Origin of the sequence: Sphingomonas sp. Leaf33 (assembly GCF_001421785.1) — a bacterium.
Taxonomy (GTDB): Bacteria; Pseudomonadota; Alphaproteobacteria; order Sphingomonadales; family Sphingomonadaceae; genus Sphingomonas.
Window position 1 is genome coordinate 57,191 of the sequence record NZ_LMLB01000010.1, and the last position, 21,642, is coordinate 78,832.

19 protein-coding genes are annotated in these 21,642 nt (G+C 69.3%); 8 read left to right on the forward strand and 11 right to left on the reverse strand.

Annotation, left to right across the window (positions count from 1 at the left end; all coding sequences use genetic code 11):
- Both ASE86_RS12450 and ASE86_RS12455 read right to left on the reverse strand, forming a co-directional pair.
- Complete coding sequence (locus ASE86_RS12450; protein WP_082441901.1) at positions 1-1,101, reverse strand: phytanoyl-CoA dioxygenase family protein; 1,101 nt, start codon at positions 1,099-1,101, stop codon at positions 1-3.
- Entirely contained in the window at positions 1,101-2,870 is a 1,770-nt protein-coding gene (locus ASE86_RS12455) for a glycosyltransferase family 2 protein (RefSeq protein WP_056427428.1), read from the reverse strand. Before ASE86_RS12455 ends, ASE86_RS12450 begins: the two co-directional genes overlap by 1 nt.
- Before the next feature lie 221 nt (positions 2,871-3,091).
- Here ASE86_RS12455 and ASE86_RS12460 point away from each other — a divergent pair, with 221 nt between their 5' ends.
- The 3 genes from ASE86_RS12460 to ASE86_RS12470 are packed head-to-tail and all read left to right on the forward strand — an operon-like array spanning position 3,092 to position 6,574.
- The gene (locus tag ASE86_RS12460; protein ID WP_056427430.1) at positions 3,092-4,252 is read left to right on the forward strand and encodes a polysaccharide biosynthesis/export family protein; all 1,161 of its coding nucleotides are present in this window, start codon (positions 3,092-3,094) and stop codon (positions 4,250-4,252) included.
- A gap of 13 nt (positions 4,253-4,265) precedes the next feature.
- The gene (locus tag ASE86_RS12465; protein ID WP_056427435.1) at positions 4,266-5,810 is read left to right on the forward strand and encodes a glycosyltransferase; all 1,545 of its coding nucleotides are present in this window, start codon (positions 4,266-4,268) and stop codon (positions 5,808-5,810) included.
- Positions 5,792-6,574 (forward strand): DUF5672 family protein, encoded by a 783-nt coding sequence (locus tag ASE86_RS12470; protein WP_056427438.1) that lies wholly within the window; start codon positions 5,792-5,794, stop codon positions 6,572-6,574. The genes ASE86_RS12465 and ASE86_RS12470 overlap by 19 nt, the downstream gene beginning before the upstream one ends.
- Here ASE86_RS12470 and ASE86_RS12475 read toward each other — a convergent pair.
- From ASE86_RS12475 to ASE86_RS12485, 3 genes are all read right to left on the reverse strand, one after another.
- The gene (locus ASE86_RS12475; RefSeq protein ID WP_056427441.1) at positions 6,568-6,876 is read right to left on the reverse strand and encodes a hypothetical protein; all 309 of its coding nucleotides are present in this window, start codon (positions 6,874-6,876) and stop codon (positions 6,568-6,570) included. The two genes, ASE86_RS12470 and ASE86_RS12475, sit on opposite strands and share 7 nt — an antisense overlap.
- Positions 6,877-6,890: 14 nt before the next feature.
- A complete protein-coding gene (locus ASE86_RS12480; RefSeq protein WP_235524099.1) occupies positions 6,891-7,997 on the reverse strand; it encodes a DUF2279 domain-containing protein in 1,107 nt (368 codons plus the stop codon).
- A gap of 63 nt (positions 7,998-8,060) precedes the next feature.
- Positions 8,061-9,398 (reverse strand): capsular biosynthesis protein, encoded by a 1,338-nt coding sequence (locus ASE86_RS12485; RefSeq protein WP_200911546.1) that lies wholly within the window; start codon positions 9,396-9,398, stop codon positions 8,061-8,063.
- A gap of 259 nt (positions 9,399-9,657) precedes the next feature.
- Between ASE86_RS12485 and ASE86_RS12490 the strand changes: the two genes are divergently transcribed.
- Together ASE86_RS12490 and ASE86_RS12495 are read left to right on the forward strand one after the other, a co-directional pair.
- Entirely contained in the window at positions 9,658-11,253 is a 1,596-nt protein-coding gene (locus ASE86_RS12490; RefSeq protein ID WP_056427529.1) for a carbamoyltransferase C-terminal domain-containing protein, read from the forward strand.
- Positions 11,254-11,408: 155 nt separating this feature from the next.
- Positions 11,409-12,869 (forward strand): LTA synthase family protein, encoded by a 1,461-nt coding sequence (locus ASE86_RS12495; protein WP_321162993.1) that lies wholly within the window; start codon positions 11,409-11,411, stop codon positions 12,867-12,869.
- Here the strand turns inward: ASE86_RS12495 and ASE86_RS12500 are convergent.
- On the reverse strand, positions 12,853-13,662 hold the full coding sequence (locus tag ASE86_RS12500) for an SDR family NAD(P)-dependent oxidoreductase (RefSeq protein ID WP_235524100.1): 810 nt from the start codon (positions 13,660-13,662) through the stop codon (positions 12,853-12,855). The genes ASE86_RS12495 and ASE86_RS12500 overlap by 17 nt on opposite strands.
- Positions 13,663-13,848: 186 nt before the next feature.
- Between ASE86_RS12500 and ASE86_RS12505 the strand changes: the two genes are divergently transcribed.
- Entirely contained in the window at positions 13,849-14,394 is a 546-nt protein-coding gene (locus ASE86_RS12505; RefSeq protein ID WP_235524101.1) for a sterol desaturase family protein, read from the forward strand.
- A 4-nt stretch (positions 14,395-14,398) separates the two neighbouring features.
- Here ASE86_RS12505 and ASE86_RS12510 read toward each other — a convergent pair whose 3' ends face one another.
- Genes ASE86_RS12510 through ASE86_RS12530 form a run of 5 tightly spaced genes read right to left on the reverse strand, consistent with a single transcriptional unit; the run spans position 14,399 to position 19,676 of the window.
- Complete coding sequence (locus tag ASE86_RS12510) at positions 14,399-15,592, reverse strand: glycosyltransferase family 4 protein (RefSeq protein ID WP_056427541.1); 1,194 nt, start codon at positions 15,590-15,592, stop codon at positions 14,399-14,401.
- On the reverse strand, positions 15,589-17,199 hold the full coding sequence (locus ASE86_RS12515) for a beta-3-deoxy-D-manno-oct-2-ulosonic acid transferase (protein ID WP_235524102.1): 1,611 nt from the start codon (positions 17,197-17,199) through the stop codon (positions 15,589-15,591). Before ASE86_RS12515 ends, ASE86_RS12510 begins: the two co-directional genes overlap by 4 nt.
- A gap of 47 nt (positions 17,200-17,246) precedes the next feature.
- Positions 17,247-17,861, reverse strand: coding sequence for a histidine phosphatase family protein (locus ASE86_RS12520; RefSeq protein WP_056427444.1), 615 nt, complete (start codon positions 17,859-17,861; stop codon positions 17,247-17,249).
- The gene (locus ASE86_RS12525) at positions 17,852-18,691 is read right to left on the reverse strand and encodes a 3-deoxy-manno-octulosonate cytidylyltransferase (RefSeq protein ID WP_056427447.1); all 840 of its coding nucleotides are present in this window, start codon (positions 18,689-18,691) and stop codon (positions 17,852-17,854) included. Before ASE86_RS12525 ends, ASE86_RS12520 begins: the two co-directional genes overlap by 10 nt.
- Positions 18,684-19,676, reverse strand: a complete 993-nt coding sequence (locus tag ASE86_RS12530; protein ID WP_056427450.1) for a KpsF/GutQ family sugar-phosphate isomerase — start codon at positions 19,674-19,676, stop codon at positions 18,684-18,686. The genes ASE86_RS12525 and ASE86_RS12530 overlap by 8 nt, the downstream gene beginning before the upstream one ends.
- A 140-nt stretch (positions 19,677-19,816) precedes the next feature.
- Between ASE86_RS12530 and kdsA the strand changes: the two genes are divergently transcribed.
- Both kdsA and ASE86_RS12540 read left to right on the forward strand, forming a co-directional pair.
- Positions 19,817-20,647: a 3-deoxy-8-phosphooctulonate synthase gene (kdsA, locus tag ASE86_RS12535; RefSeq protein ID WP_056427453.1), complete on the forward strand. Its 831-nt coding sequence runs from the start codon at positions 19,817-19,819 to the stop codon at positions 20,645-20,647.
- A gap of 62 nt (positions 20,648-20,709) precedes the next feature.
- Positions 20,710-21,462 (forward strand): class I SAM-dependent methyltransferase, encoded by a 753-nt coding sequence (locus tag ASE86_RS12540; RefSeq protein ID WP_235524103.1) that lies wholly within the window; start codon positions 20,710-20,712, stop codon positions 21,460-21,462.
- Positions 21,463-21,642 lie beyond the last annotated feature (180 nt).

Below are 21,642 nucleotides of genomic sequence, written 5' to 3' on the forward strand. Positions count from 1 at the left end.
CTAGCCGCGGTAGGGGCGTCCCTCCGCCGCGCCGTGCTTCCGGTAATGCTCCGCCGCGTCCGCACCCGCTGCCGCGACATCGGGGTTGAGGCGGTAATATTCGGCGGCGTCGAAATCCTGGGGCAGCGGGGGCAGCGCCCGACGCTCGTCCTGCCGGAACATCCGCTTGAGGCCATTCAGCGGCCCGGCCTTCGGCTTGCCCGATGCGACCGGCACCGCGGGTTCGCCCAGCAGCGTGTTCGGCTCGGTCCTGCCGGTGGCGATGTTGGTGATCGATCGCAGGTCGAGACGGCCCAGCGGCTCGTCCGAGAACGCCGGCGTGTAGTAGATGCAGTCCTTGAAATAATAATGCGTGACCTGCGACCAGCGGGTGCGGGTGGGGTCGTTCTGGACGCTGCCGCCGTGGAGCAGATTGGCCGCCCAGATCAGCGCCTGGCCCTTGCGCGCGATGAACGTCTCGCTCTGGAGCCCGGAGGCATCGACCATCGCGCGCCACACCGGCTCGAACGGGGTCTGTGCCGACGGCGCCGTGCTGTGCCAGCCCCGCCGCCCGATCATCGCGTTGGTCAGGATCGGCCATTTGTGCGAGCCGGGGTAATAGACCAGCGGCCCGGCATCGGGATGCGTATCCTCGAACGCCAGCCATACGCCGCACATGAAGCGTTCGGGCTGGCTGGAGAAATGGACGGAATCGGTATGCGGGTGCTGTTCGGTCCCGACCGGGAAATTGAGCGTCTGGAAGGCAAAGGCCTCTCGCCCGTACAGCCGGCCGAGCAGCGTGGCGACGCCCGGATTGGCGGCGATCGCCTTCACGTCGGGATCGGTCCGCCACGCGTCCTGCACGCGCAGCGCACCCGGCGTCTTGTTGCTGTCCGCGGTATCCAGGTCGACGCCGAACCCCGCTGTCAGCCGCGCCTTGATCCGGTCGATCCGGGCGAGAATGTCGGGATCGGGAAAGTCGATGACCGCATAGCCGCGCTCGTTGAGACTGCGCGCGATCTCCTTTTCCCGGTCGCTCCAGTCAAGCGTGTCGACGAGGGTCGGAAACAGCGGCGATTCCACCAGCGGCACGCCGGGCAGCAGGGACGCAGTCGTCGACATCAGGACAGTCCTCGAAAGTGCATGAGATAGGTTTCGCTCGCGCGGTCGAGCCGTGGGTGGTGCATGCGATCGATCACGCGGGTGGTATCCCACCGTTCCTGCAGCGTCGCCAGTTCGCGGGTGTAGCGTTCGATATGCTGCGGCGACAGATCCTGTCCGCGGGACTTGCTTTCATGATGGATCAGCACCGCCTGCGGTGCATAGATGTTGCGCCAGCCAGCCTGGACCAGCTTCAGGCAGAAATCCACATCGTTGTAGGCGATCTGCAGATGGTCGGCGTCGAGCCCGCCGACCGCGGCGAACTTCGTGCGCTCGACGACCAGGCAGGCGGCCGTGACCGCGCTTGCTTCATGCGGGGCATGGGCCAGCGCGAAATAGCCGGGCTGATCGTCGGGCAGCATCCGGTGCGGGTGGCCCGCGGCATTGCCCATCCCCATCACGACGCCGGCGTGCTGGATGCTGCGATCGGGGTACAGCAGCTTTGCCCCCACTGCGCCCACCCCGGGGCGGACGGCGTAGCGCATCAGTTCGCTCAGCCACGCGCCGTCGATGACCTCGGTATCGTTGTTGAGCAGGCACAGATACTGCCCGCGCGCCTGGCCCGCGGCGAAATTGTTGATCGCGGAATAATTGTAGGGCCGGTCGTACGGCAGGACCGAGACGCGGGCGTCGGCCGTCGTGACGGCGGCGAACCAGGCATGGGTCTCGGGCTCGACGCTGCCGTTGTCGACGATCAGGACGTCGTAATCGGCATAGTCGGTTTCGCGCAGCAGGCTGCCGACGCAGGCCTCCATCAGCTCGACCCGGTCGCGGGTGGGTACGATGATCGTCACCGACGGTACGGTGACGGGCAAGGGCCAGCGCACGCGCACCGTGCCGAACGGTCCCACCGCCGCCGTCGCCTGCGCGCCCGCCAGATGATCGGCGACGACGCGGGCGCGGTCCTCGGGCCCGGTCGTCGGTGCGGACAGCGGCAGGTGGCAGAGGATGTGCGGGATATGACGGATCACCGCGCCGGCTTCGGCGGCGGCGGCGAGGACCAGCGCATAGCGGAGGTCGGGCGTCCCGGCCGGTACCCGACCCGCGGCACGGCGCAGCGCCGGCGTCGCGATCGCGCAGGCGTGCGACAGATAGTCGCTGGCCAGGATCAGCTCGGCATTCCACTGCGGCTTCCACCAGGGGCGCTGCCGCCTGCCCGTCGCATCGATCGCATCCTCGTCACCGAACAGGATCGTCGCATCGGGGTGGGCGAGAGCGGCGTGGCGATAGCGCGCGATCGCCCAGGGCGGCAGCAGCGCATCGGGGGGCATGATGATGGTGAAGCCGCCGTCCGCCGCCGCCAGCGCGTGCTGCACGTCGCCGGCCAAGTGAACGTCGCCCTCGCGCGCCGCCCCTGCCCCGCCGACGACGATCAGTTGCAGGCCGGGGTCGCTCTGCGTGCGGATCGATCGCAGCGTGGCGGCCAGCGTCGTGTGATCGGTCCACGCCGCGGCATCGACGACGACGCTGATCGTGGGCGCCCCCATCCGCTCCGCCGCGGTACGCGCTAGCGCGGCGACTTCCGGTCGCTCGATCGCCTTGATCCAGAAGCGGTAGCTGTCGGGCAATGTCGCGCCGGCCGCGTACAGGCGGTTCCTGGCCCGCACCCGACGGCCGCGCAGCCAGCAATAGGCGACGTCGAGCGCCTGCCGCGGCCGGTGGCGCAGCACCATCAGGAACAGCGTCAGCCAGGGCGGCGCAGGATCGGTTCGGCTAGGGCTGCGACGCATGAGCGGACCAGATGGCGAAGAAATTGGGTGGGGGCCGTACCCGCGCGTTCGGGGCACCGGCGGAGCGGCGGTTGCCCGTCATAGCCGTCCGGATGCGCGCCTGCAAAGTCCGCGGACCTCGGCCCGGTGCCGCGCCGCCGCGCACGATTGCGTCGGCAAGGCGCGCGATGCTAAGGACGCAGGCCTGCGACATGCGCCCTAGCCGGACTTAGCTGTATCCCATGAGTTTCCTTCATTTTCGAACCGGTCGCCGCGCGCATGTGGCGATCGTGACGCTGCTCGCGACGCTTGGCCTGTCGGCGTGCGCGACGCTGCCGTCGAGCGGCCCGACCGGCAACCAGATCCGCAAGACGGTCGCGGCGCAGGCATCGGACATCCAGCTGGTCGAAGTGCTCGATGCCCAGGCGTTGCCCGCGGCGCAGGTGGCGGCGCCGTTGCAGCTCGCCAACCTGCCCCCGCCCCCGACCGATCTGGTCGGACCGGGCGACATCCTCGACATCGCGATCTACGAATCCGGCGTGACGCTGTTCGGCGGCGGCGGCAGCGCCGCACGACTGTCGGCCGACACGCCGGCGTTCGATTCCTCGGCCAAGGTCGAGCGCATGGGTGGCACGCGGGTCGATGACAGCGGTGCGATCCAGCTGCCCTATGCCGGACGCCTGCAGGTGGCCGGCCGGAGCGTCAGCGAGGTCGCCGCCATGATCCGCACCGCGCTGCGCGGCTTTTCGCAGAACCCGCAGATCGTCGTCACCATCCGCGAGATGATCACCAACAGCGTGATCGTCGGCGGCGAAGTCACGCGGCCCGGCCGCCTGGTGCTGCCGACGAACCGCGAGACGGTCGCCGATGCCATCGCGCTGGCGGGCGGCTATCGCGGCGATGCCAAGGACCTGGCCGTCCGGATCCAGCGCCGCGACGTGACTGACGAGATCCGGCTGACCGATGTCCTGACCGGGCCGGCGGCGGAGCTGCGGGTCTACCCCGGTGACCGCCTGTCGATCGTGCGGTCGCCGCGTACCTTTTCGGTGATGGGTGCGCCAGGCGTCGTGCAGCTGTTCCCGTTCGGCACGCCCACCGTGTCGCTGGCCGAAGCCATCGCGCAGGCGGGCGGGTCGAACCCGCAGTTCGGCGACCCGGCCGCGATCTTCGTGTTCCGCTATGTCCCCGATCCGCAGAACGTCCTGCGCCCGGTCGTCTATCACGTGAACATGATGAAGGCCGGCAGCTATTTCCTGGCGCAGCGCTTTCCCATGCGGGACAAGGACATCGTCTACGTCGGCAATGCGCGCGCCAATCAGCCGAGCAAGCTCGTTCAGATCATCAGCCAGCTGTTCGCGCCGATCGTGACGGCCACCAGTGCGGTCCAGATCCTGCGCAACTGACGCCGCGCCGCCGATGACGCCACGCCCGGTCCCACGCCAGATCCCACAGGCGTGGCCGACCGTGGTGCGTCTGGCGCTGGCCGCGCGTCCGGCGGCGGGCGTGCGCGGCCTGCTGGCGCTGCTGCGGGGCAAGCGCGTGCGGGGATGGAACATCCTGGCCGCCGCAGCCGCCGCGCATCCGGGCTGGTACGCCGCCTGGATCGCGCACGCCGAGCCTGCCTTGCTGCCGGCGTCGCGATCCGGTGCGTCGGTGCCGGTCGGGGTATTGCTGATCGGCGGGGACGATGCCGCGACCCGGCAGAGCCTGATCGACGCTTTCGGCGCGGACGTGCCGGTCTTCGTCGACACACTGCCGGCGGAGCGCCCGGCGTGGCTGTTGCCGATCCGCAGCGGCGACCGGGTGGCACCGGCGCTGGGCGCTGTGCTGGCGGATCGCCTGGCCGACCGTGCAGCGGCGATGGTCTATTGGGACGAGGACCGGTGGGACAGTGCCGCGCGCACCGCACCGTGGATCAAGCCCGACTGGGATCCCGTACTGTTCGGCGCGGTGGATGGCCTGACGAGTGCGTGCGTCGTGCGCGGCGATGGCCTGGATCTGGCCGACCTGACGACCGGCGATGCGCTTGCGCGCCTGGCCGGCAGCGGTGCCCCCCCATGCCATATCCCGCTGATCCTGACGCATCGAGCGCAGGAGCGACGCGCCTCTGCTCGCGTAGCCCTTCCTGTCCCGCCGGCAAGCATCAGCGTCATCGTGCCCACCCGCGACCGGGCGGGCTTGCTCGAAACCTGTCTCGCCGGCTTGGCCGCCACGCGCTTTCCCGGGCCTCACGAGATCATCATCGTCGACAACGACAGTCGCGAGCCCGAAACGCTGGCGCTGTTCGATCGCGTCACGGCCTCCGGCAGCGCGCGCGTGCTGCGTTATCCGGGCGCGTTCAACTTCGCCGCGATGAACAACGCCGCCGCGGCGGTGGCAACGGGCGAGCTGCTGTGCCTGATCAACAACGATATCGAAGTGCGCGATCCCGACTGGCTGCTGCACATGGTGCCGCTGGCACTCGATGCGCGGACCGGCGCGGTGGGCGCGCAGATGCTCTACCCCGACGGGACGATCCAGCATGCCGGCGTCGCGCTGGGCATCGGTGGCGCGGCGGGCCATGTCGACAAGGGCATGACGCCCGTCCCCGGCGCCTTTGCGCCGTGGCACGCCGAGACGCGGACGGTGTCGGCGGTGACCGCGGCCTGTCTGCTGGTCCGCGCCGACCGGTTCGCCGCGGTCGGCGGCATGGATGCGGACACGTTCGCGGTCGATTTCAACGATGTCGACCTGTGCCTGCGCCTGGGGGAGCGGGGCTGGCGAACGGTCTACTGCGCCGAGGCCGTGCTGGTGCATCATGAATCCAAGTCGCGCGGCATCGGCCATGTCGGGGCGGCCCGCACGCGGTTCGACCTGGAACTGGCGGCTCTGCGCGCGCGCTGGGGGACGCAAAGCGCGATCGACCCGCACCACAGCCCGTTGTTTCGTCGCGAGGCCGAACGATGCCTGCTGGCGTTCTGACCCCGGCCGTGGGTATCCGCGACCTGTCGCAGGTGACGCTGGTCGCGGTGACCGATGTCGCGATCCCTGCGACCGCGCGCGCGGTCGCCCTGTCGCAGGCCGGGCTGCGGTTCGGCGAGGTGCTGTTCCTGTCCCCCACCCCGCCCCCGCCGGGAACGCCCGCGACCTGGCGCGAAATCGCGCCGCTGGGGTCACGCCAGGGCTATTCGCGGTTCCTGCTCCACGATCTGGCCGCGCACATCGCCACCGACCATGCGCTGTGCGTGCAGTGGGACGGCTATGTCCTGAACCCCACCGCCTGGGACCCCGCGTTCCTCGAATACGACTATATCGGCGCGCCTTGGCCGCATTTCGCCGACCGGATGCGGGTGGGCAACGGCGGGTTCTCTCTGCGCTCGAAACGGTTGATCGCGGCCTGCCGCGTCCTGCCGGTGACCGACGAGGCGGAGGATATCGCGATCTGTCGCACCCACCGCGCGATGCTGGAGGATCGGTTCGCTATCCGTTTCGCGCCCGAAGCGGTCGCGGCGCGCTTCGCCTGGGAACGCGGTGCCCCGAGCGGCGGCGAGTTCGGCTTCCACGGCGCGTTCAACATGGTCGACCGCGACGGCGCGCTGGCCGAGCTGCTCGCGACGATCGAGCCGGGCCTGCTCAACCGCCGCGAACACCGCGAACTGCTGCGCGCGGCCCTGCTGCGCGGCGACTGGCGCCTGGCCCGCGCGGTCTGGCGCCGCCTGCGCGACCCTGCCGGGCGGCGCTACTGACCGGATGCGAGCGGGGCGGCCCGGTGCCACGCGCCGCCGCCGCCGCCGTGATACGTCTCGGCCCCCAGGACGTAATTCTGCCCGCATGTCGGGCAGCGGAACCGATAGAGCAGGATGTCGTCGAGCGGACCGGTCTCGGTCAGCGCCGCGAAGGGGAGCGTGCCCTTCATCGGCCCGGCATCGATCTCCTCGACATCGCCATCGGCCACCGCCTGCCGGATCGTGGCGATGGCCCGGAATAGTTCGCCGCGCGTCCTGAAGCGGACGTGTTCGTCGAGATGCGCGCAATGCCCACACGTCATCGCCCGTCCGCCGCTCAGTCGGTCAGGTGCGTATGCACCGCGGTATAGGGGGGCTGGAAGTAATCCAGGCCCTCGCCGACCGCGCGGCCGATGCGGCTGCGCGAATTCTTGAAGAGCAGCTCGCGCAGGTTGATCCCGGCGCCGACGAAGATGTGGCGTTTCGGCCGGATGCCGGCGTCGCGATCCGAATTCAGGAAATCGTCGCCGTGGTAGCCGAGATGCAGCTCGAGCAGGCGCAAGGGACTGCGCTTGAACGCCTCGAACCCCGACAGCTTCAGTGCGAAGAAATAACGCTGCTGCTGGAAATGCGCCTTGCCCTTCGACACGAAGAATTTGTCGTTGGGGACGATCATCAGCCGGTAGTCGAGCTTCTGGTCGAGCCCCGGCACCGAATTGCGCAGCACCGAAAACGCCGCGCCTGCGGTGTTCATGGTCACGTCTTCCCACGACCATCCGCCATCGGGTTCGATCGCGTCATAGGCCTCGGTATAGAGCATGATGCCCGCCGCCAGCGCGGCGGCGGTATACTGGATGCCGGGCGCGCCGCCGGTGTTGCGCTTCAGCCGGTAGTACAGCACTTCGCTGATGACATAGGCCGAATAGGCGTGGGCCAGTTTGTCGACGCCGACCGTCGTCGTGTCGAGGCCGAACCAGCCCTCGCGCTTGAACCGCGGTGCGCGGGGGTTCATGAACAGCTTGGGCGCGTTGATCGCGGTGTAATAGGCCGCGACTGCGCCCAGTTCCCATTTGATCGATGCGACATCCGCGCCGAACGAGGCATTGGGCCGGCGCGCGCGCATCACCCGCTGGTCAGGGCCTGTCGCGGCCGCATCCTCCTGCCCGGCCGACAGGTCGAGACGGATCGGCGTGACTTCCGTGCTTGGAACGGGCGCGGCCACCGGAAGGTCGATCACGGTGGGCGCGGGCGCCGGCAGGTCGGGCGTCCCGTCGGCAAACGCGGTATCGAGCGCGGCGAGCTCCGCTGCGGATACCGCGATCGCATGGGGCAGTTCCCCGGCCCAGGCGGGTGCGGCAAGGCAGGTCGCCGACAGTCCGGCGAAATCGGCCGCGAGGCGTGCGATGCGGGGGCGTGAAGTGCGGCGGGCCGGCGAAGCGAACATGGTAAGACTTTCTGTGCGGCAGTCCGGACCGCCGTGTCCGGGCAAGGACGGAGAGCGAAACCGCTATCGTATCTCGGCGAGAAGCGGGATTTGGGTGTCGTGCCGGACGACCGGCGGGGGGGCGATCGGGCTTGCCGCCTCGAGCCGCGCGACGACGCCGCGCGTGACCTTGTCCAGCGCTTCGTCGGAGAAGAAGCCGCCGGCGACCAGGCAGCGGTCGATCAGGACGCGGCGGAACGCGGCAAAGGTCTCGGCATCGGGCGCCTGCGGATCGCTCCAGAACCCGTCGAGCGTCCCCTGGTCGGTGATCCCGTCGATGTCGTAGACGGCATGGCCGAGCACGATCACGGGCACGCCCAGCGCCAGCGCCAGCGTCCCGCTGGTGCTATTGATCGTCACCACGCCGCGCGCGCGCTTCGCCACCGGTACGATGTCGCCGCTGTCGAGATAGAGGACGCGGTCGGCGACGCCGAACTGCGCGGCCAGGTCCATCGCCTCGACCCGCCAGTTGCGCACCCCGTTGTCGAGCGGATGTTCCTTGATGACAAGGCGCAGGTCGGCGGGCGCATGGGCGGCGAACGACGTGATGACCAGGCGCATCGCGTCGGCGATGCCGGCGAAGGTCGAATGCAGCCGGATCTGCGCGTCGGAATCGAGCTGCAGCGGAAACAGCATGTAGGGGCCGGGATGGGTCGCGAGATCGGTCAGCACGACATGCGCGCGCGTCGCCATCGCCTTGCGCCGCATCAGCTTGCGCAGCCAGCCCATCCCCTCGACCAGCGGGGGCCAGGGACGATGGTTCTCCCAATGCGGATAACGCCAGCGCGTCAGCACATCGGCGGCGTTGTACAGCAGCCCCTCCAGCGCGCGGCGGCGGAAGGACGACGGGACCGGGTGATGCTCGGGCGCGGGCGGCAGCGCGGCGGCCTGCGCACGGTACCAGTCGGGATCGCGCGGCAGCGTCGAATGGCCGTTCACGCCGCCCAGCTCCAGCGTCACCCAGTCGGGCCGGATATAGCCTTCCTCGAACACATGGACTGGAATGTGCAGCTCGCGGCACACCGCCATCGCCGCCATGTGCATCGGTCGGCAATCGCCGAACAGGACGACGTCGGTGATCTTCAATTCGTCGATCAGCCGCCGGAGCGTGTCCGGCCAGTCCGCCGGCGTCCCGCGATAGTCGATCCCGCCGGGCAGGCGCCAGAACACCCGGTCGCCGCCGTTGAAATTGACCTTGTACACCCCGTAGCCGTCCCGCAGCAGCGCCTGGCCGACGCGGCGGAACAGCGGGCCCATCAGGCCCTGCAGCAGCAGCACGTTGCGCTGGGGAAGCGGTGTGGAGCCCCCCGGTGCCGGAACCTGCGCCATCGCGACGGGGGTATGAGCAAGCCCGTCCGGCATGCGGTTCAATCCTTGGCTACGCGAAACGATCAGTTCGGCCGGGTCAATGACGACGGGTCGCATAGCCGCGCCATCCTGTCTTGTGTAAATTTTTACCCTGTATTCTAGTGAACTTGACCCATTTGCCAGCTCCGGAGTGTGCCCGGCCGGGCTTCACCATGGCGGTTCGTCACGGTGAAATGAATTTTTCGGGACACGGGAAGTCACCGTGCGGCGGGGTTTCTTGCAATGCGCGCGCGTTTTGCGACAGGATGTGCAGGTGAGAATACTTGCCTGCAATCCCGGACATGACGGGGCCGTCGCCTATATCGTCGATGGCCAGCTGGTCTTCTCGCGCGAAGCCGAGAAGAACTCTCGGCCACGCTATTCCCCCCTGACGCCCGAGGATGTGCTGGCCGCGATCGCCGACCTGAATGTGCTGCCCGATGTCGTCTGCACAGGCGGATTCTGGCCGGCCGAGTCTACGCTGGTGCAGAATTTTCCCCATGTCTTCTATCTGGGCATTGGAGAAGACAGCGTGGCCGTTCGGCAGCGGACCATATCGGGCCATACGGTCGATTATTTCTCGTCGTCGCACGAACGCTCGCACCTGCTCTGCGCGTTCGGCATGTCCGGGCTGCCGAAAGGCACGCCCTGCTATGCGCTGATCTGGGAAGGCGTGATCGGCGCGTTCTACGAGATCGACGCCGACTTCACCATCACCAAGCTCGGCGAGCCGATGACTCACCCGGGCGTCCGCTATGCCTTTGCCTATGGCCTGGCCGACCCGACGTTCGACAAGACCGCGGTCGAGGCGCGCTTCACCGATGCGGGCAAGCTGATGGCGCTGGCGTCGTTTGCGCGGGCCCGCGACGCTACGGCCGAGGAGGAGCGGCTGCTGACGTTCCTGCTGTCCGGCCCGAAACCGCGGCTCGACCTGTACGACGGTATCGAGACCGCGCCGCATTACAACGTCGGCGTCGAGGATCCCGATTTCCGCGACTTCGCCGGTATCCTCAGCGATCGCATCTTCGATGCTTTCCATGGCTTTGTCCGAGAGAACATGCCCAAGCGGTTGCCGCTGGTCATCGCCGGTGGCTGCGGGCTCAACTGCGACTGGAACAGCCGCTGGCGGACCAGCGGGCTGTTCCCCCAGGTGTTCGTGCCGCCGGTCGCGAACGATTCCGGGTCCGCCATCGGCACCGCGATCGACGCGCAGCGGCACTTCACGGGCGACCCGACGATCCGCTGGGACGTGTATGCGGGCGAGGCGTTTCGGACCGACACTCCGTTCGACCCGGCCCCGTTCGAGATCCTCGACGCCGACGCGGGCCGCGTCGCCGACCTGCTGGCGAACGACCTGATCCTCGGGTGGGTCAGCGGGCGGTGGGAGATCGGCCCGCGGGCGCTCGGCAACCGGTCGATCCTGGCGGCGCCGTTCACGGACGCGACCCGTATCCGGCTGAACCGGATCAAGCAGCGCGAGCAGTTCCGCCCGATCGCCCCGATCTGCCTGGAGGAGGATGCCGCGCGCTGGTTCGGCTGCGACCATCCGAGCCCCTACATGCTCTATACCTATGTCGCGACGACCGATGCGCTGGCCGCGGTCACTCATGTCAACGGCACCGCGCGCATCCAGACCGTCAGTCCCGCATCGAACGCGGCGATGTTCGCGCTGCTCACCGCCTTCCGCGCGCAGACGGGCTACGGCGTGCTGTGCAACACATCGCTCAATTTCAACGGCACCGGCTTCATCAACACCATCGCCGACCTGGCCGCCTATACGCTAAAGCACGAACTCGACGGGTTCGTGGTCGAGGGGCGAGCCTATATTCGTCGCGCATCGGAAGCATACCGCGCCTATCGCGCCGGATAGGGGCAATAGGCGAGGCGTGCGTCCGGCGTTCGTCCGATCGGCCGCAGTCGTGACAGTCCGGACAATCGCCGCTATCGGCGCACCTTCCGCTCTTGCAGCCCAGTGACCGGCGCGATCGAGAGTGCGACCGCAACGGGCGATACGATAGCACTGCCGTGACCGACCTGCTTTTCTTCCTGGCGATGCTGGTCGCGACGGTGGCTGTCGAGGCTCTGGCGCGACCGCACGCGGGGACCCTGCGCAGCGCGCGCGGCGTGGCGGTGCACCTGCTGGTCGTGACCGCGGCGTTCGGCACCTGCCTGATGCTGCTGGGCGGCGTGCCGGTGGCAGCGGGGCTGGCGGCCGCGCTCGTCGCGCTGCTGGTCGTCGCCTCCAACGCCAAACATGCTGTGCTGGGCGAGCCGCTGATCTTTTCCGACCTGGCGCTGATCGGCGCGCTGGTCAGCCATCCGCGCTTCTATTTCACCGCGATCCCGCGCGACAAGCGCTGGGTCTGCGCGATCGGCGCGCTGGCGGTCGTGGCTGGCCTGGCTGCGCTGTTCACGCCGCGGCTGCCCGCGCATCTGGCGGGGGCGGGCATTGCGCTGGGCGCGCTCGCCGCCCTGCGCGGGGTCGTCGACAGCCGCTGGCTCGCCGCCACCGCCGCCACGCCCGACCTCGACCGCGATGTCGCGCAACACGGGCTGTTCGCCGTGCTGCTGCTCTACTGGTGGCGCTGGCGGCGCGAAGGCGATCCGGCGCCCCTGCCCCCGCTCGATACACGCGTGCCGCCAGCCCCCGAGATCGTCGTCGTGGTGCAATGCGAATCCTTTGCCGACCCGGTCGACCTGACCGGCGACGCGGCGCTGGCGCTACCGGCCCTCGCGGCGGCGCGCGCGGCGGCGTGGCAATGTGGCGACCTGAACGTCAGCGGCTTTGGCGCCTATACGATGCGCACCGAATACGGCGTGCTGTTCGGGCGGAGCGAGGACGCCCTCGGCTTTCGGCGCTACGATCCGTTCCTGACCGCGGCGCGCGAGGCGTCGCACGCCCTGCCGATGCGCCTGCGGGGCGCGGGCTATCACGGGCGTTTCGTCCATCCGCACGACCTGCGCTTCTACAACCGCCACCGGCTGATGCCCGCGATCGGGTTCGACGAGCTGACCGGCGAGGCGGCGTTCGCATCGCCGCCGGTGGGCCAGCGCTACGTCGACGACCGCAGCCTGGCGGCGATGCTGGGGGGCATGGTGACGGCGGCGCAGGGACCCACGCTGATCTACGCGGTCACGATGGAGAACCACGGGCCGTGGGACGGCGGCACGGGCCGGGGCGACGGTTCGGCGCTGGCGGCCTATCTGCGGCATGTGCGCAGCAGCGACGCGATGCTGGGGGATCTGATCGACCGGCTGCACCGGGACGGCCGGTCGGCGCTGCTGGTCTTCTTCGGCGATCACCGGCCGAGCATTCCCGGGGCATCGCTGCCCGGCGGCGACCGGCACACGCCCTATGTCATGCTGCGGTTCGGGAGGGGCGCGGACGATGGCGCGCGCCCGGGACGCGTCGACCTGACGCCGGCCGAACTCCACCACGCCATCCTGCGGGCGGTCGCCGGGGGCGGTGTCAGCCCGGCGGCGTGAGCGACCCCAGCAGGCGGTCGCGCAAGGGACGCGGCAGCAACCGGTCGACCCAGCGCAGCACCACGAACGGCCAGGGGAAGATCGCGTGGGCGCTGCCCCGATCGACGGCGGCCGCGATCCGCGCCGCGGCCTGGGCGGCGGAGATGACGAACGGGCGTTTGTCCGGCACGGTGCGATCGAGCGCGGTATCGATGAAGCCCGGCGACACCAGGGTCACGCCGACCCCGTGGCGCCGGACCTCGATCCGCAGCGCCTCGGCAAATCGCGCAAGTCCGGCCTTGGACCCGGCATAGGCCGGCGCGAACGGCAGCGCGTGGAAGGCGGCGGCCGACCCGACCAGCACGATCCGCCCCGCGCCGCGCGTCGCCATCGTGCGGGCAAGGGCGGCCGCCAGCGCGGCTGTCGCGACGAAATTGACCAGCCCGGTGCGGGCGACCTGCGTGGCATCCTCGACCAAGTCGTCGGCGGCGCGGATATTGCCCAGCCCGGCGACGAGCAGCGCGAGACCGATCGGCCCGGCGGCTTGCTCGTCAGCGAGGTGCGCCAGCGCGGCCGGGATATCCGCCTGATCGACCGACCGGATCGTCGCGTCCGCTCCCGCCGCCCGGCACATCCGTGCGGTCGCCGCGAGCCGGTCGGGATCGCGGCCCCACAGGATCAGCCGGCGCCCGGGTCCCGCATAATGCATGGCCAGCGCACGTCCCAGGCCACCCGAGGCCCCGGTAATCAGGATGCGGTCGGGAACCGCGCCTCCGGGCGAAAGATGATGCGCATCGGGCACGATCGAAGACAATTCCTGGAGTTACTGGGAAGAAAGGATGATTTTTGCTGCACCGCAGCTTGATATTGCTTATACCGCCTAGTCCATATGACAGGATCGACATCCTTGTCGGCGGAGCGTAACCGAGGCCTGTTGATGATAAAATACGGTTCTTCATCGCCGCGCGCCCGGTTGTTCCGCAACGAACGGCTCGAACGGATGACGCTGGTGTCCTTCCGGACATTTGCGATTATTTGGACGGTCATTCTGGCGCTTGCGATCCGGGCCAGCTGGGGGGCGGCGGCGCCGCTGACGGCCGCCGGGCTGATCGCGGTCGGGATCGCGGCCTGGGTGTTCTTCGAATATGCGATGCACCGTTTCTTCTTCCACCTGAAGCTGCGCTCGGCCATCGGACGCCGCCTGATCTTCCTTGCGCACGGCAATCATCATGCCGTGCCGGGCGACCCCTATCGCAACATCATGCCGCCGTTGATCAGCGTGGGACTCGCGATCCCGATCTGGCTGGCGCTGTCGGCGGCGTTCGGCGCGCGCGGGTCGTTGCTTTTCCTCGGTTTCGCGCTCGGCTATGTCGCCTATGACACGGTCCATTACGCCTGCCACCAGCTGCCGGTGCGCGGCAAGCTGATGGGGCGGCTGCGCCGCCACCACATCCGCCATCATTGCAGCGAGGAGGACGGCAATTACGCGATCACCGCGATCTTCCTCGACCGCGTGTTCGGCACGAATGTCGCCGCCAAGCGCTGAGCTTTCACCGCTGTAGCGCGGCGATCGCGTCGCAGACGATGTCGATATGCGCTTCCCAGGTCGGTGCCTGCCACCCGGCCAGACGCGACAGCTGTGCGGCGTGATGCGGTCCGGCGCGGTGGTGGTCCAGGATCAGCCGCTGCCAGCCCGGCCCGTCGAGCGGATCGAGATAGTCGGGCACCGGCCCGCCCGCCTCACGCAGCGCGGGCAGGTCGCTGCAGATCACCGGCGTGCCCGCCGACAGCGCCTCGGTCACCGGCATCCCGAAGCCTTCGGCGAACGACGGCAGCAGCACCGCGCGCGCGCCGCGCAGCAGCGCATCGAGCTGGCGGTCCGAACAGCCGTTGCGTTCCTCGACGTGGCCGATCAGCGCGGGGCAGCGCTCCAGCATGTCGATGACCTGTTCGTTCTCCCACCCGCGGCGCCCGACGATGATGAGTTTTGGCACCTCGGACGCCGGCAGCGTAGTCGCCATCGCGCGCCACAGGTTGAGCAGCAGCAGATGGTTCTTGCGCGGCTCGATCGTGCCGACGCACAGGAAATAGGGTTCGTCGGGCACGACGACGGGCGTCGTCGATGCAGGCACGGCATGGGTGCCGAGCAGCGCGACATGCATGGCGATCGATCGCCCGCTGCGCGCGATCCACGGTTTCAGCGACTCCCCCGTCGCGCTCGAATTGACGATGACCGCGTCGGCCAGCGCCGTGATCGTCTCGATCCGCCGCTCGTGCAGCCGCGCGCCGCCGATCCGCGCATATTCGGGATATTCGATCGGGATCAGGTCGTGGACCAGGCACAGGAAGCGCGCGCGTTCGCGTGCCAGGATGGCGCGCATCTGGTTGGGGTTCGTCAGGTGGTGCGGCGACGCCTGGACATAGACGCTGTCCGGAACCGCGGACACCCGTCGCGGCATCAGGCCGGCCAGCGTCGGCAGGACGGCGGATACTGGGCGCTGGCGGACCGTGCCGTCCTCGCTTTCCCAGCGGCGTTCGAGCATGTCGAGGAAGCGCAAAGCGCTGTCATGGGGCAACCGACCATGGACGCCGGTTGGATGCAGCGCGGCAAAGAGCAGCCGGCGGCCGAAACGGTCGCACAGGCCGCGCGCATAAGCCATCTCGACCCGGTCGACGCCCGAGGGCGTGTGGTGCCGCACGCGCGAGACGAGCCGCGAGAGATCGAGGATCACCGGACCCGTCATCGCCATCCCTTCAGCAGCCAGCCCTGCACCCGGCGTGCCCGCGTGATCCACCCGTCGCGGGCAAAGGTACTGCCGTCGCTCATCCGACGGATCAGCATCTCGGGCGGGCACGGCAGGCCGGTCACGGGGTCGAGATAGCGCGGATAGGCGATCAGCACCGCCGCGATCAGCGCCTCCAGCGTGCGGGTGCGGCCGCGCCGCGGCGGGACCGGCGCCAGGTCGCGCGTCAGCCCCCAGCCTGCGTAGAACGGCAGGCCGTGGCACACGACCTCGCGACCGCGCAGCAGCGCCTCGAACCCGGTGAGCGAGGTCAGCACATGCACCGCATCGACCTGGTCGAGGAGTGTCGCCATCCCGCCGCCGCGCACGACGCGATCGACATGTTGCAGCGCATCGTCGTCGCGTACCGTCCCCGTGCGGTGGCCGGCATCGACATCGGGGTGCGGGCGAAACCAGATCTCGGCATCGGGCTCCAGCGCACGGACGCGGGCCAGCAGTTCGAGGTTGCTGGCGAGGCCGCCGCCGCCCAGCAGCACCGACATATCGTCCTCGACCTGCCCCGGCACCAGCACGCGGCGGACGCCGTCCGGTCGGCGCGCGGGCGCATCGGCGGGCGCATCCTGGCCGTATTTGCTGATGCCGGCCGCCAAGATCGTGTCGCGGAGCCGGTCGGCGCGCGCGAGCAGTGCGGATGAAAAGTCGCGCTCGGCCAGCATCGCTTCCAGGTCGCTCGACCGGCTCGGGTCGTAATGGATGCCGCGGCGGTCGACCGTGACCGACGACGGCGGCACGAAATTGCTGCCCAGGCCCACCGACCGGACGAACCCGTCCTCGACCCGGACCAGCGGCACACCGCGCCTCGCGGCGTCGGCGACCATCGCGGGTGAGATGCGCGACGGCCAGACCGCGACGGCGCCGCCCGTGCGTGCGGCATGGGTCAGCGCGCGGCGTTCGGAGCGCAGGAACCGCAGGCGACGCGCGGGGCTCCACAGGAAGCGTGCGATCTCGCTTCGCTTCCACCAGCTGAAGCCGACCGCGGCGACGATGGTGCGATTGGCGTCGAGCACCTGCCGCCACAGCGCCAGCGTGGCGACGCTCGCGTCGACATCGCTGTCCTCTCCGGTGAACGGGTCGCGGTAACTTGCACGCAGCAGGTCGGTGGCGACCGCGATGCGCAGGCGTGGTGCGTCGTCACCGGGCGTGCCGAAGCGACCGGCCGACAGCAGATGTACCGGCACGCCGGCGATCGTCGCGATTGCCGTCCAGGGGTCGTCGCCATGCGCGACGACGGCGGCGGCCTGTGGAATCGCGCTCCAGGGATCGGTCTGCGCCGTGTCTGCGATCCGGACGACCGGCCCCGCCGGCAGCGGCGGCCCGGCGATGGCGTCGGTCGTGCGTACGATCACCGCGCCGGCAGGGACAGCGCCGGGGGCGCCCCAGAAACACCCACCCACGCGACCCTCGCGGATCGTGGCGAACAGCGTGTCGATCCGCTCCGGTGACGGGTCGGTCGATAAATCCGGTATGTCTTGCGCTGGCCGGGCGATCGTCGCATCGGCCCAGGGAAACGGCGGCTCGCGCAGCAGGGGCAGATCGGGCTGGATCACGGTCGCCGGTCTGTCGGGCAAATCCGCAGACGACGCAAGCCGCGCACTCAGGGCCGAAGGTCCCAGGCGGCCAGGCGCAGGCGCCCCGCGCGCCGTTCGATAACGCCGTACGCGCCGGTGCGCAGCTTGAGCGTCGACAGGCCGGTCGCCTGCGCCTGCACGTCGGGATCGGAGAAGAGCGCGAAGCGCGCCGCACCGTTGCTGGTGACGATCAGGACATCGCCTTGGCCCGCCCGCCACAGCCCGCGCCACCCGGCGACCCGGCGGTCGGGCTCGACGATCCAGTCGGGCGGCGGCACGGCCCGCGCGTCCCAGGCGGCGAGTGCCGCGGCGCCGATGCGATCGATGACTGCCGCGTCGGTCGCATCCTCGTCCGGGCCATGGTCGATCTCGGTCAGCCAGTCGGCGGTTTCGGTCGCAGGCGGCGTGCTCTGCCGGGCGAGGATATGGTCGATCGTCGCGCGCGTCCGCCGGAGGGGGGCAGCGATCGCGCGGTCGAACCGTCGGTGGGCAAAGGCGTCGCCAAGTGCGCGCGCCTGCACGATCCCGCTCGCGACCAGCGGCAGGTCGGTACGTGCACCGATCCGCCGCGGTATCTCGTCGGGGCCGAAGGTATTGCCGTGGCGGACGATCGTGACGGTAAGATCGCCCCTCACGTCCATGACAGCGCAGGCTCGCCGTGCAGCGCGATCAGCCGCTCGGCCATCGCGACGTCCTCGGCCGTGTCGATTCCCGACATGGCGTGGCGGGGGGGCGGCACTTCGATCGTCGCGATGTCCACGCCCTGCTCCAGGAAGCGCAACTGCTCCAACCCCTCGAGCCGTTCGTAGGTCGTCGGCGGCGTCGCCTCGAACCGCTCCAGCGCGGCGTAGCGATAGGCGTAGAGCCCGATATGGCGATACACCGGCGACAGCGCGTCGTCCCCGCGCAGCCAGGCCTCGTCGCGGATCGCCGGGATCACCGTCTTGGAGAACCACAGCGCGCGTCCGTCGGCGCGGCGCGTGCAGGTGGTGCCGCTGAACGGCGAGAGGCGCTTGTGGTCGCGCAAGGCATCGAGCGCGTCCCACGACAGCCGCACGACCGGCGTCGCGACGCCGCACGACGAGGCACGCAGCGCGCCGATCAGCGCGGCGATGGTATCGGGCGCGACGAACGGCGCATCGCCTTGCAGGTTGACGACGATCGGGGGCGCGGGCGTCCGCACGGCGGCAGCCGCCCAGGCGCGGCCCGATCCCGAACTGATCGCGGGATCGGTCAGGACCGCGGCGCACCCCAGGTCCTGCGCGTGCGCGGCGATGCGGTCGTCGTCGGTCGCGACCACGATCTCGGCACGGCCGATCCGGCGCACCGCGTCTTCCGCGACGGCAACGACGCGCCCGAGCAGGGTCTGCCCGGCGATCGAGATCAGCGGCTTGCCCGGCAGTCGCTGCGACCCATAGCGCGCGGGGATGACGATGAGGTCGGGTGCGGCGACCGATCCGCGCTCAGGCAACGCCGGCCCGCAGGATGTCGTGGATGTGGATGACGCCGATCAGTCGGTCGTCGCGGCAGACGAACAGCGCCGACACCGATTTCTCGTTCAGGATGCGCAGCGCATCCGACGTCAGCAGGTCCGGGCCGACCGACAGCGCCGGCGCGGTCATATGGTCGCGGATCGCATCGCCGACGCTTCGGTTGGCGAAGCTGCGACGCAGGTCGCCATCGGTGAACGCGCCGATCAGCCTGCCGGTATCATCGACGACGGCGGTGCAGCCGAAGCGCTTGCGGCTCATCTCGACCGTCGCATCCATCAGCGTCGCGCCTTGATGCACCTTCGGCACGGTATCGCCGCGCGCCATCAGCTGTCCGACCGTGCTCAGCTGCGCGCCGAGCCGCCCGCCGGGGTGGAAGGCGAGGAAATCGGACCGGGTGAACCCGCGCCGCTCCGCCAGCGCGACCGCCAGCGCATCGCCCAGCACCATCTGCATCGTGGTCGACGACGTCGGGGCGAGCTCGTTCGGGCACGCTTCGCGGACCGCGGGCAGGATCAGGCGGATGTCCGCTGCCTGTGCTGCGGTGCTGTCGCTGCGCGACGTGGCGACGATCAGCCGGATCGCGAAGCGCCGGCAATAGGCGATGATGTCGCCCAGTTCGGACGTTTCGCCCGACCAGCTGAGCGCGAGCACGATGTCGTCGCGCCCGACCATGCCGAGGTCGCCGTGGCTGGCTTCGCCCGGATGCAGGAACAGCGACGGCGTGCCGGTCGATCGCATGGTCGCGGCGATCTTGCGCCCGACGAGGCCGCTCTTGCCCATGCCGCACACGACGAGCCGGCCCGACTGCCCGGCGATCGCGCCGATCGCATCGATGAAGCCCTGGCGCAGCGGGGGTGAGCGCAGCGCTTCCGACAGGGCCTGCAACGCCTCGGTCTCGATCCGCGTCGTCCTGAGGGCGGACAGCAGCCCGGACTCATCGAGCGCATCCACTACCGTCCGCATGGCAACCCCGATTTCGTCCAGCCTGAACGCCGACTTCTAATCCTGGCTTGCGTTGACTTCCAGTGCTTTGCGGCAAATGAGGGCCTCGGCGCGGCCGATGTTGCGGTATTGGCACTTATTGAAAGCACGGGAACATCTTTATGAAATTATGTGGCGCGGATATCGGTGCCGATCAGCCGCTGTTCTTCATTGCCGGCCCGTGCGTGATCGAAAGCGAGGCGCACGCACTGCTGATGGCGACGCGGCTGCGCGCGGTTGCCGACCGTCTGGGCGTGCTGCTGATCTACAAGAGCTCGTTCGACAAGGCGAACCGCAGCTCGGGCACGTCGTTCCGCGGCCCCGGCATCGACGAAGGCCTGCGCATCCTGGAAAAGGTCCGCGCCGAAACCGGGCTGCCGGTGCTGACCGACGTGCATACGGAAGGGCAGGTGGCACAGGTCGCCGCGGTGGTCGATGTGCTCCAGACGCCCGCCTTCCTTGCGCGCCAGACCGACTTCATCGCCGCGGTCGCCGCCAGCGGCAAGCCGGTCAACATCAAGAAGGCGCAGTTCATGGCGCCCGGCGACATGGTGAACGTGGTGGCCAAGGCGCGCGCCGCCGCCGTTGCCGCCGGGGTGCCGGACGACACTTTTATGGTGTGCGAACGCGGCGCGACCTTCGGCTATAACAACCTCGTCTCCGACATGCGCAGCCTGGCGATCATGGCCGACACCGGCTGCCCGGTCGTCTTTGACGCGACGCATTCGGTGCAGTTGCCCGGCGGCCAGGGCGACCGGTCGGGCGGCCAGCGCGAGTTCGTGCCCGTCCTCGCCCGCGCCGCGGTCGCCGCCGGTCTGTCGGGCCTGTTCATCGAAACCCATACCGACCCCGACACCGCCTTTTCCGACGGCCCCAACAGCTGGCCGCTCGACCAGCTGGAACCGCTCCTCGAACGGCTGCTGGCAATCGACGGCGTGGCGAAGGGGCGGTAGATTTGCCTTGAGCAAAGGACGTATCCCCCGCAATAACAATGCATTCGGGGGAGGAATTGGGAATGAAATTGGGTCGCCTGTGGCGCAACCGCAGTGCCGCATCGACGGCGAACTATGATTCCGTCGCCGCCTATACGCAGCATCTCGACGGCACCCTGGCGAAGCATGGCGACGACCGCGATCTGGCGTTCGCCCAGGCGGTCGGATCGCCCAGCGTCGAACTGTTCCACTCCCAGGGCGACGGCCATGTCGCGGTGCTGCGTCACCATGGCCTGACCGACGGCATGGCGGTCTACGATCTCGGCTGCGGCTGCGGCCGGACGGCGCAGGCGCTGCAACGTTCGGGCTGGACCGGAAAATACATCGGCCATGACATCGTGCCGGGCTTCATCGACGAACTGCGCGCGAAATGCCCGGGCTACGAAGCGCACGTCCATCGCCGGCCGAGCCTGCTCGCCGGGGACGAGACGCTCGACCTGATCTTCCACTGGTCGGTGTTCACGCACCTGCCGCCGGAGGAATGCTACCTCTATCTGCGCGACAGCTTCCGCGCGCTGAAACCGGGCGGGCGCATCGTCTTCTCGTTTCTCGAACTGACCGATCCGGCGCATTGGGTGGTGTTCGACAACCGCGTCGATCGCACCGCGCGCGAGGCGTCGCTGCCGTTGATGGACACGTTCCTGCACCGCGACTGGATCGTCCTGTGGGCCGAGCGCCTGGGCTTCACCCGGCCCGACTTCACCGACGGCAGCGACGAAACGCACCACGCCCCCTTCTGGCAGGCACTGGCGACGATGACCAAGCCTGCGGGCTGACGACGTGCGTTGGCGCCCGTGGATAACCATGGACGGCCCCGCAATTCCACCCGTGCCGGTTCGGTGCGAGCCAGATCGGGAATGTTTCGGACCGCCCGGGGATGACGGCCTGATGCTCACCGGGTTGCCGGGCCTCGACGTCTCCTCCGCGCATGGTAGCGGCACGAATGCGCACCGCAT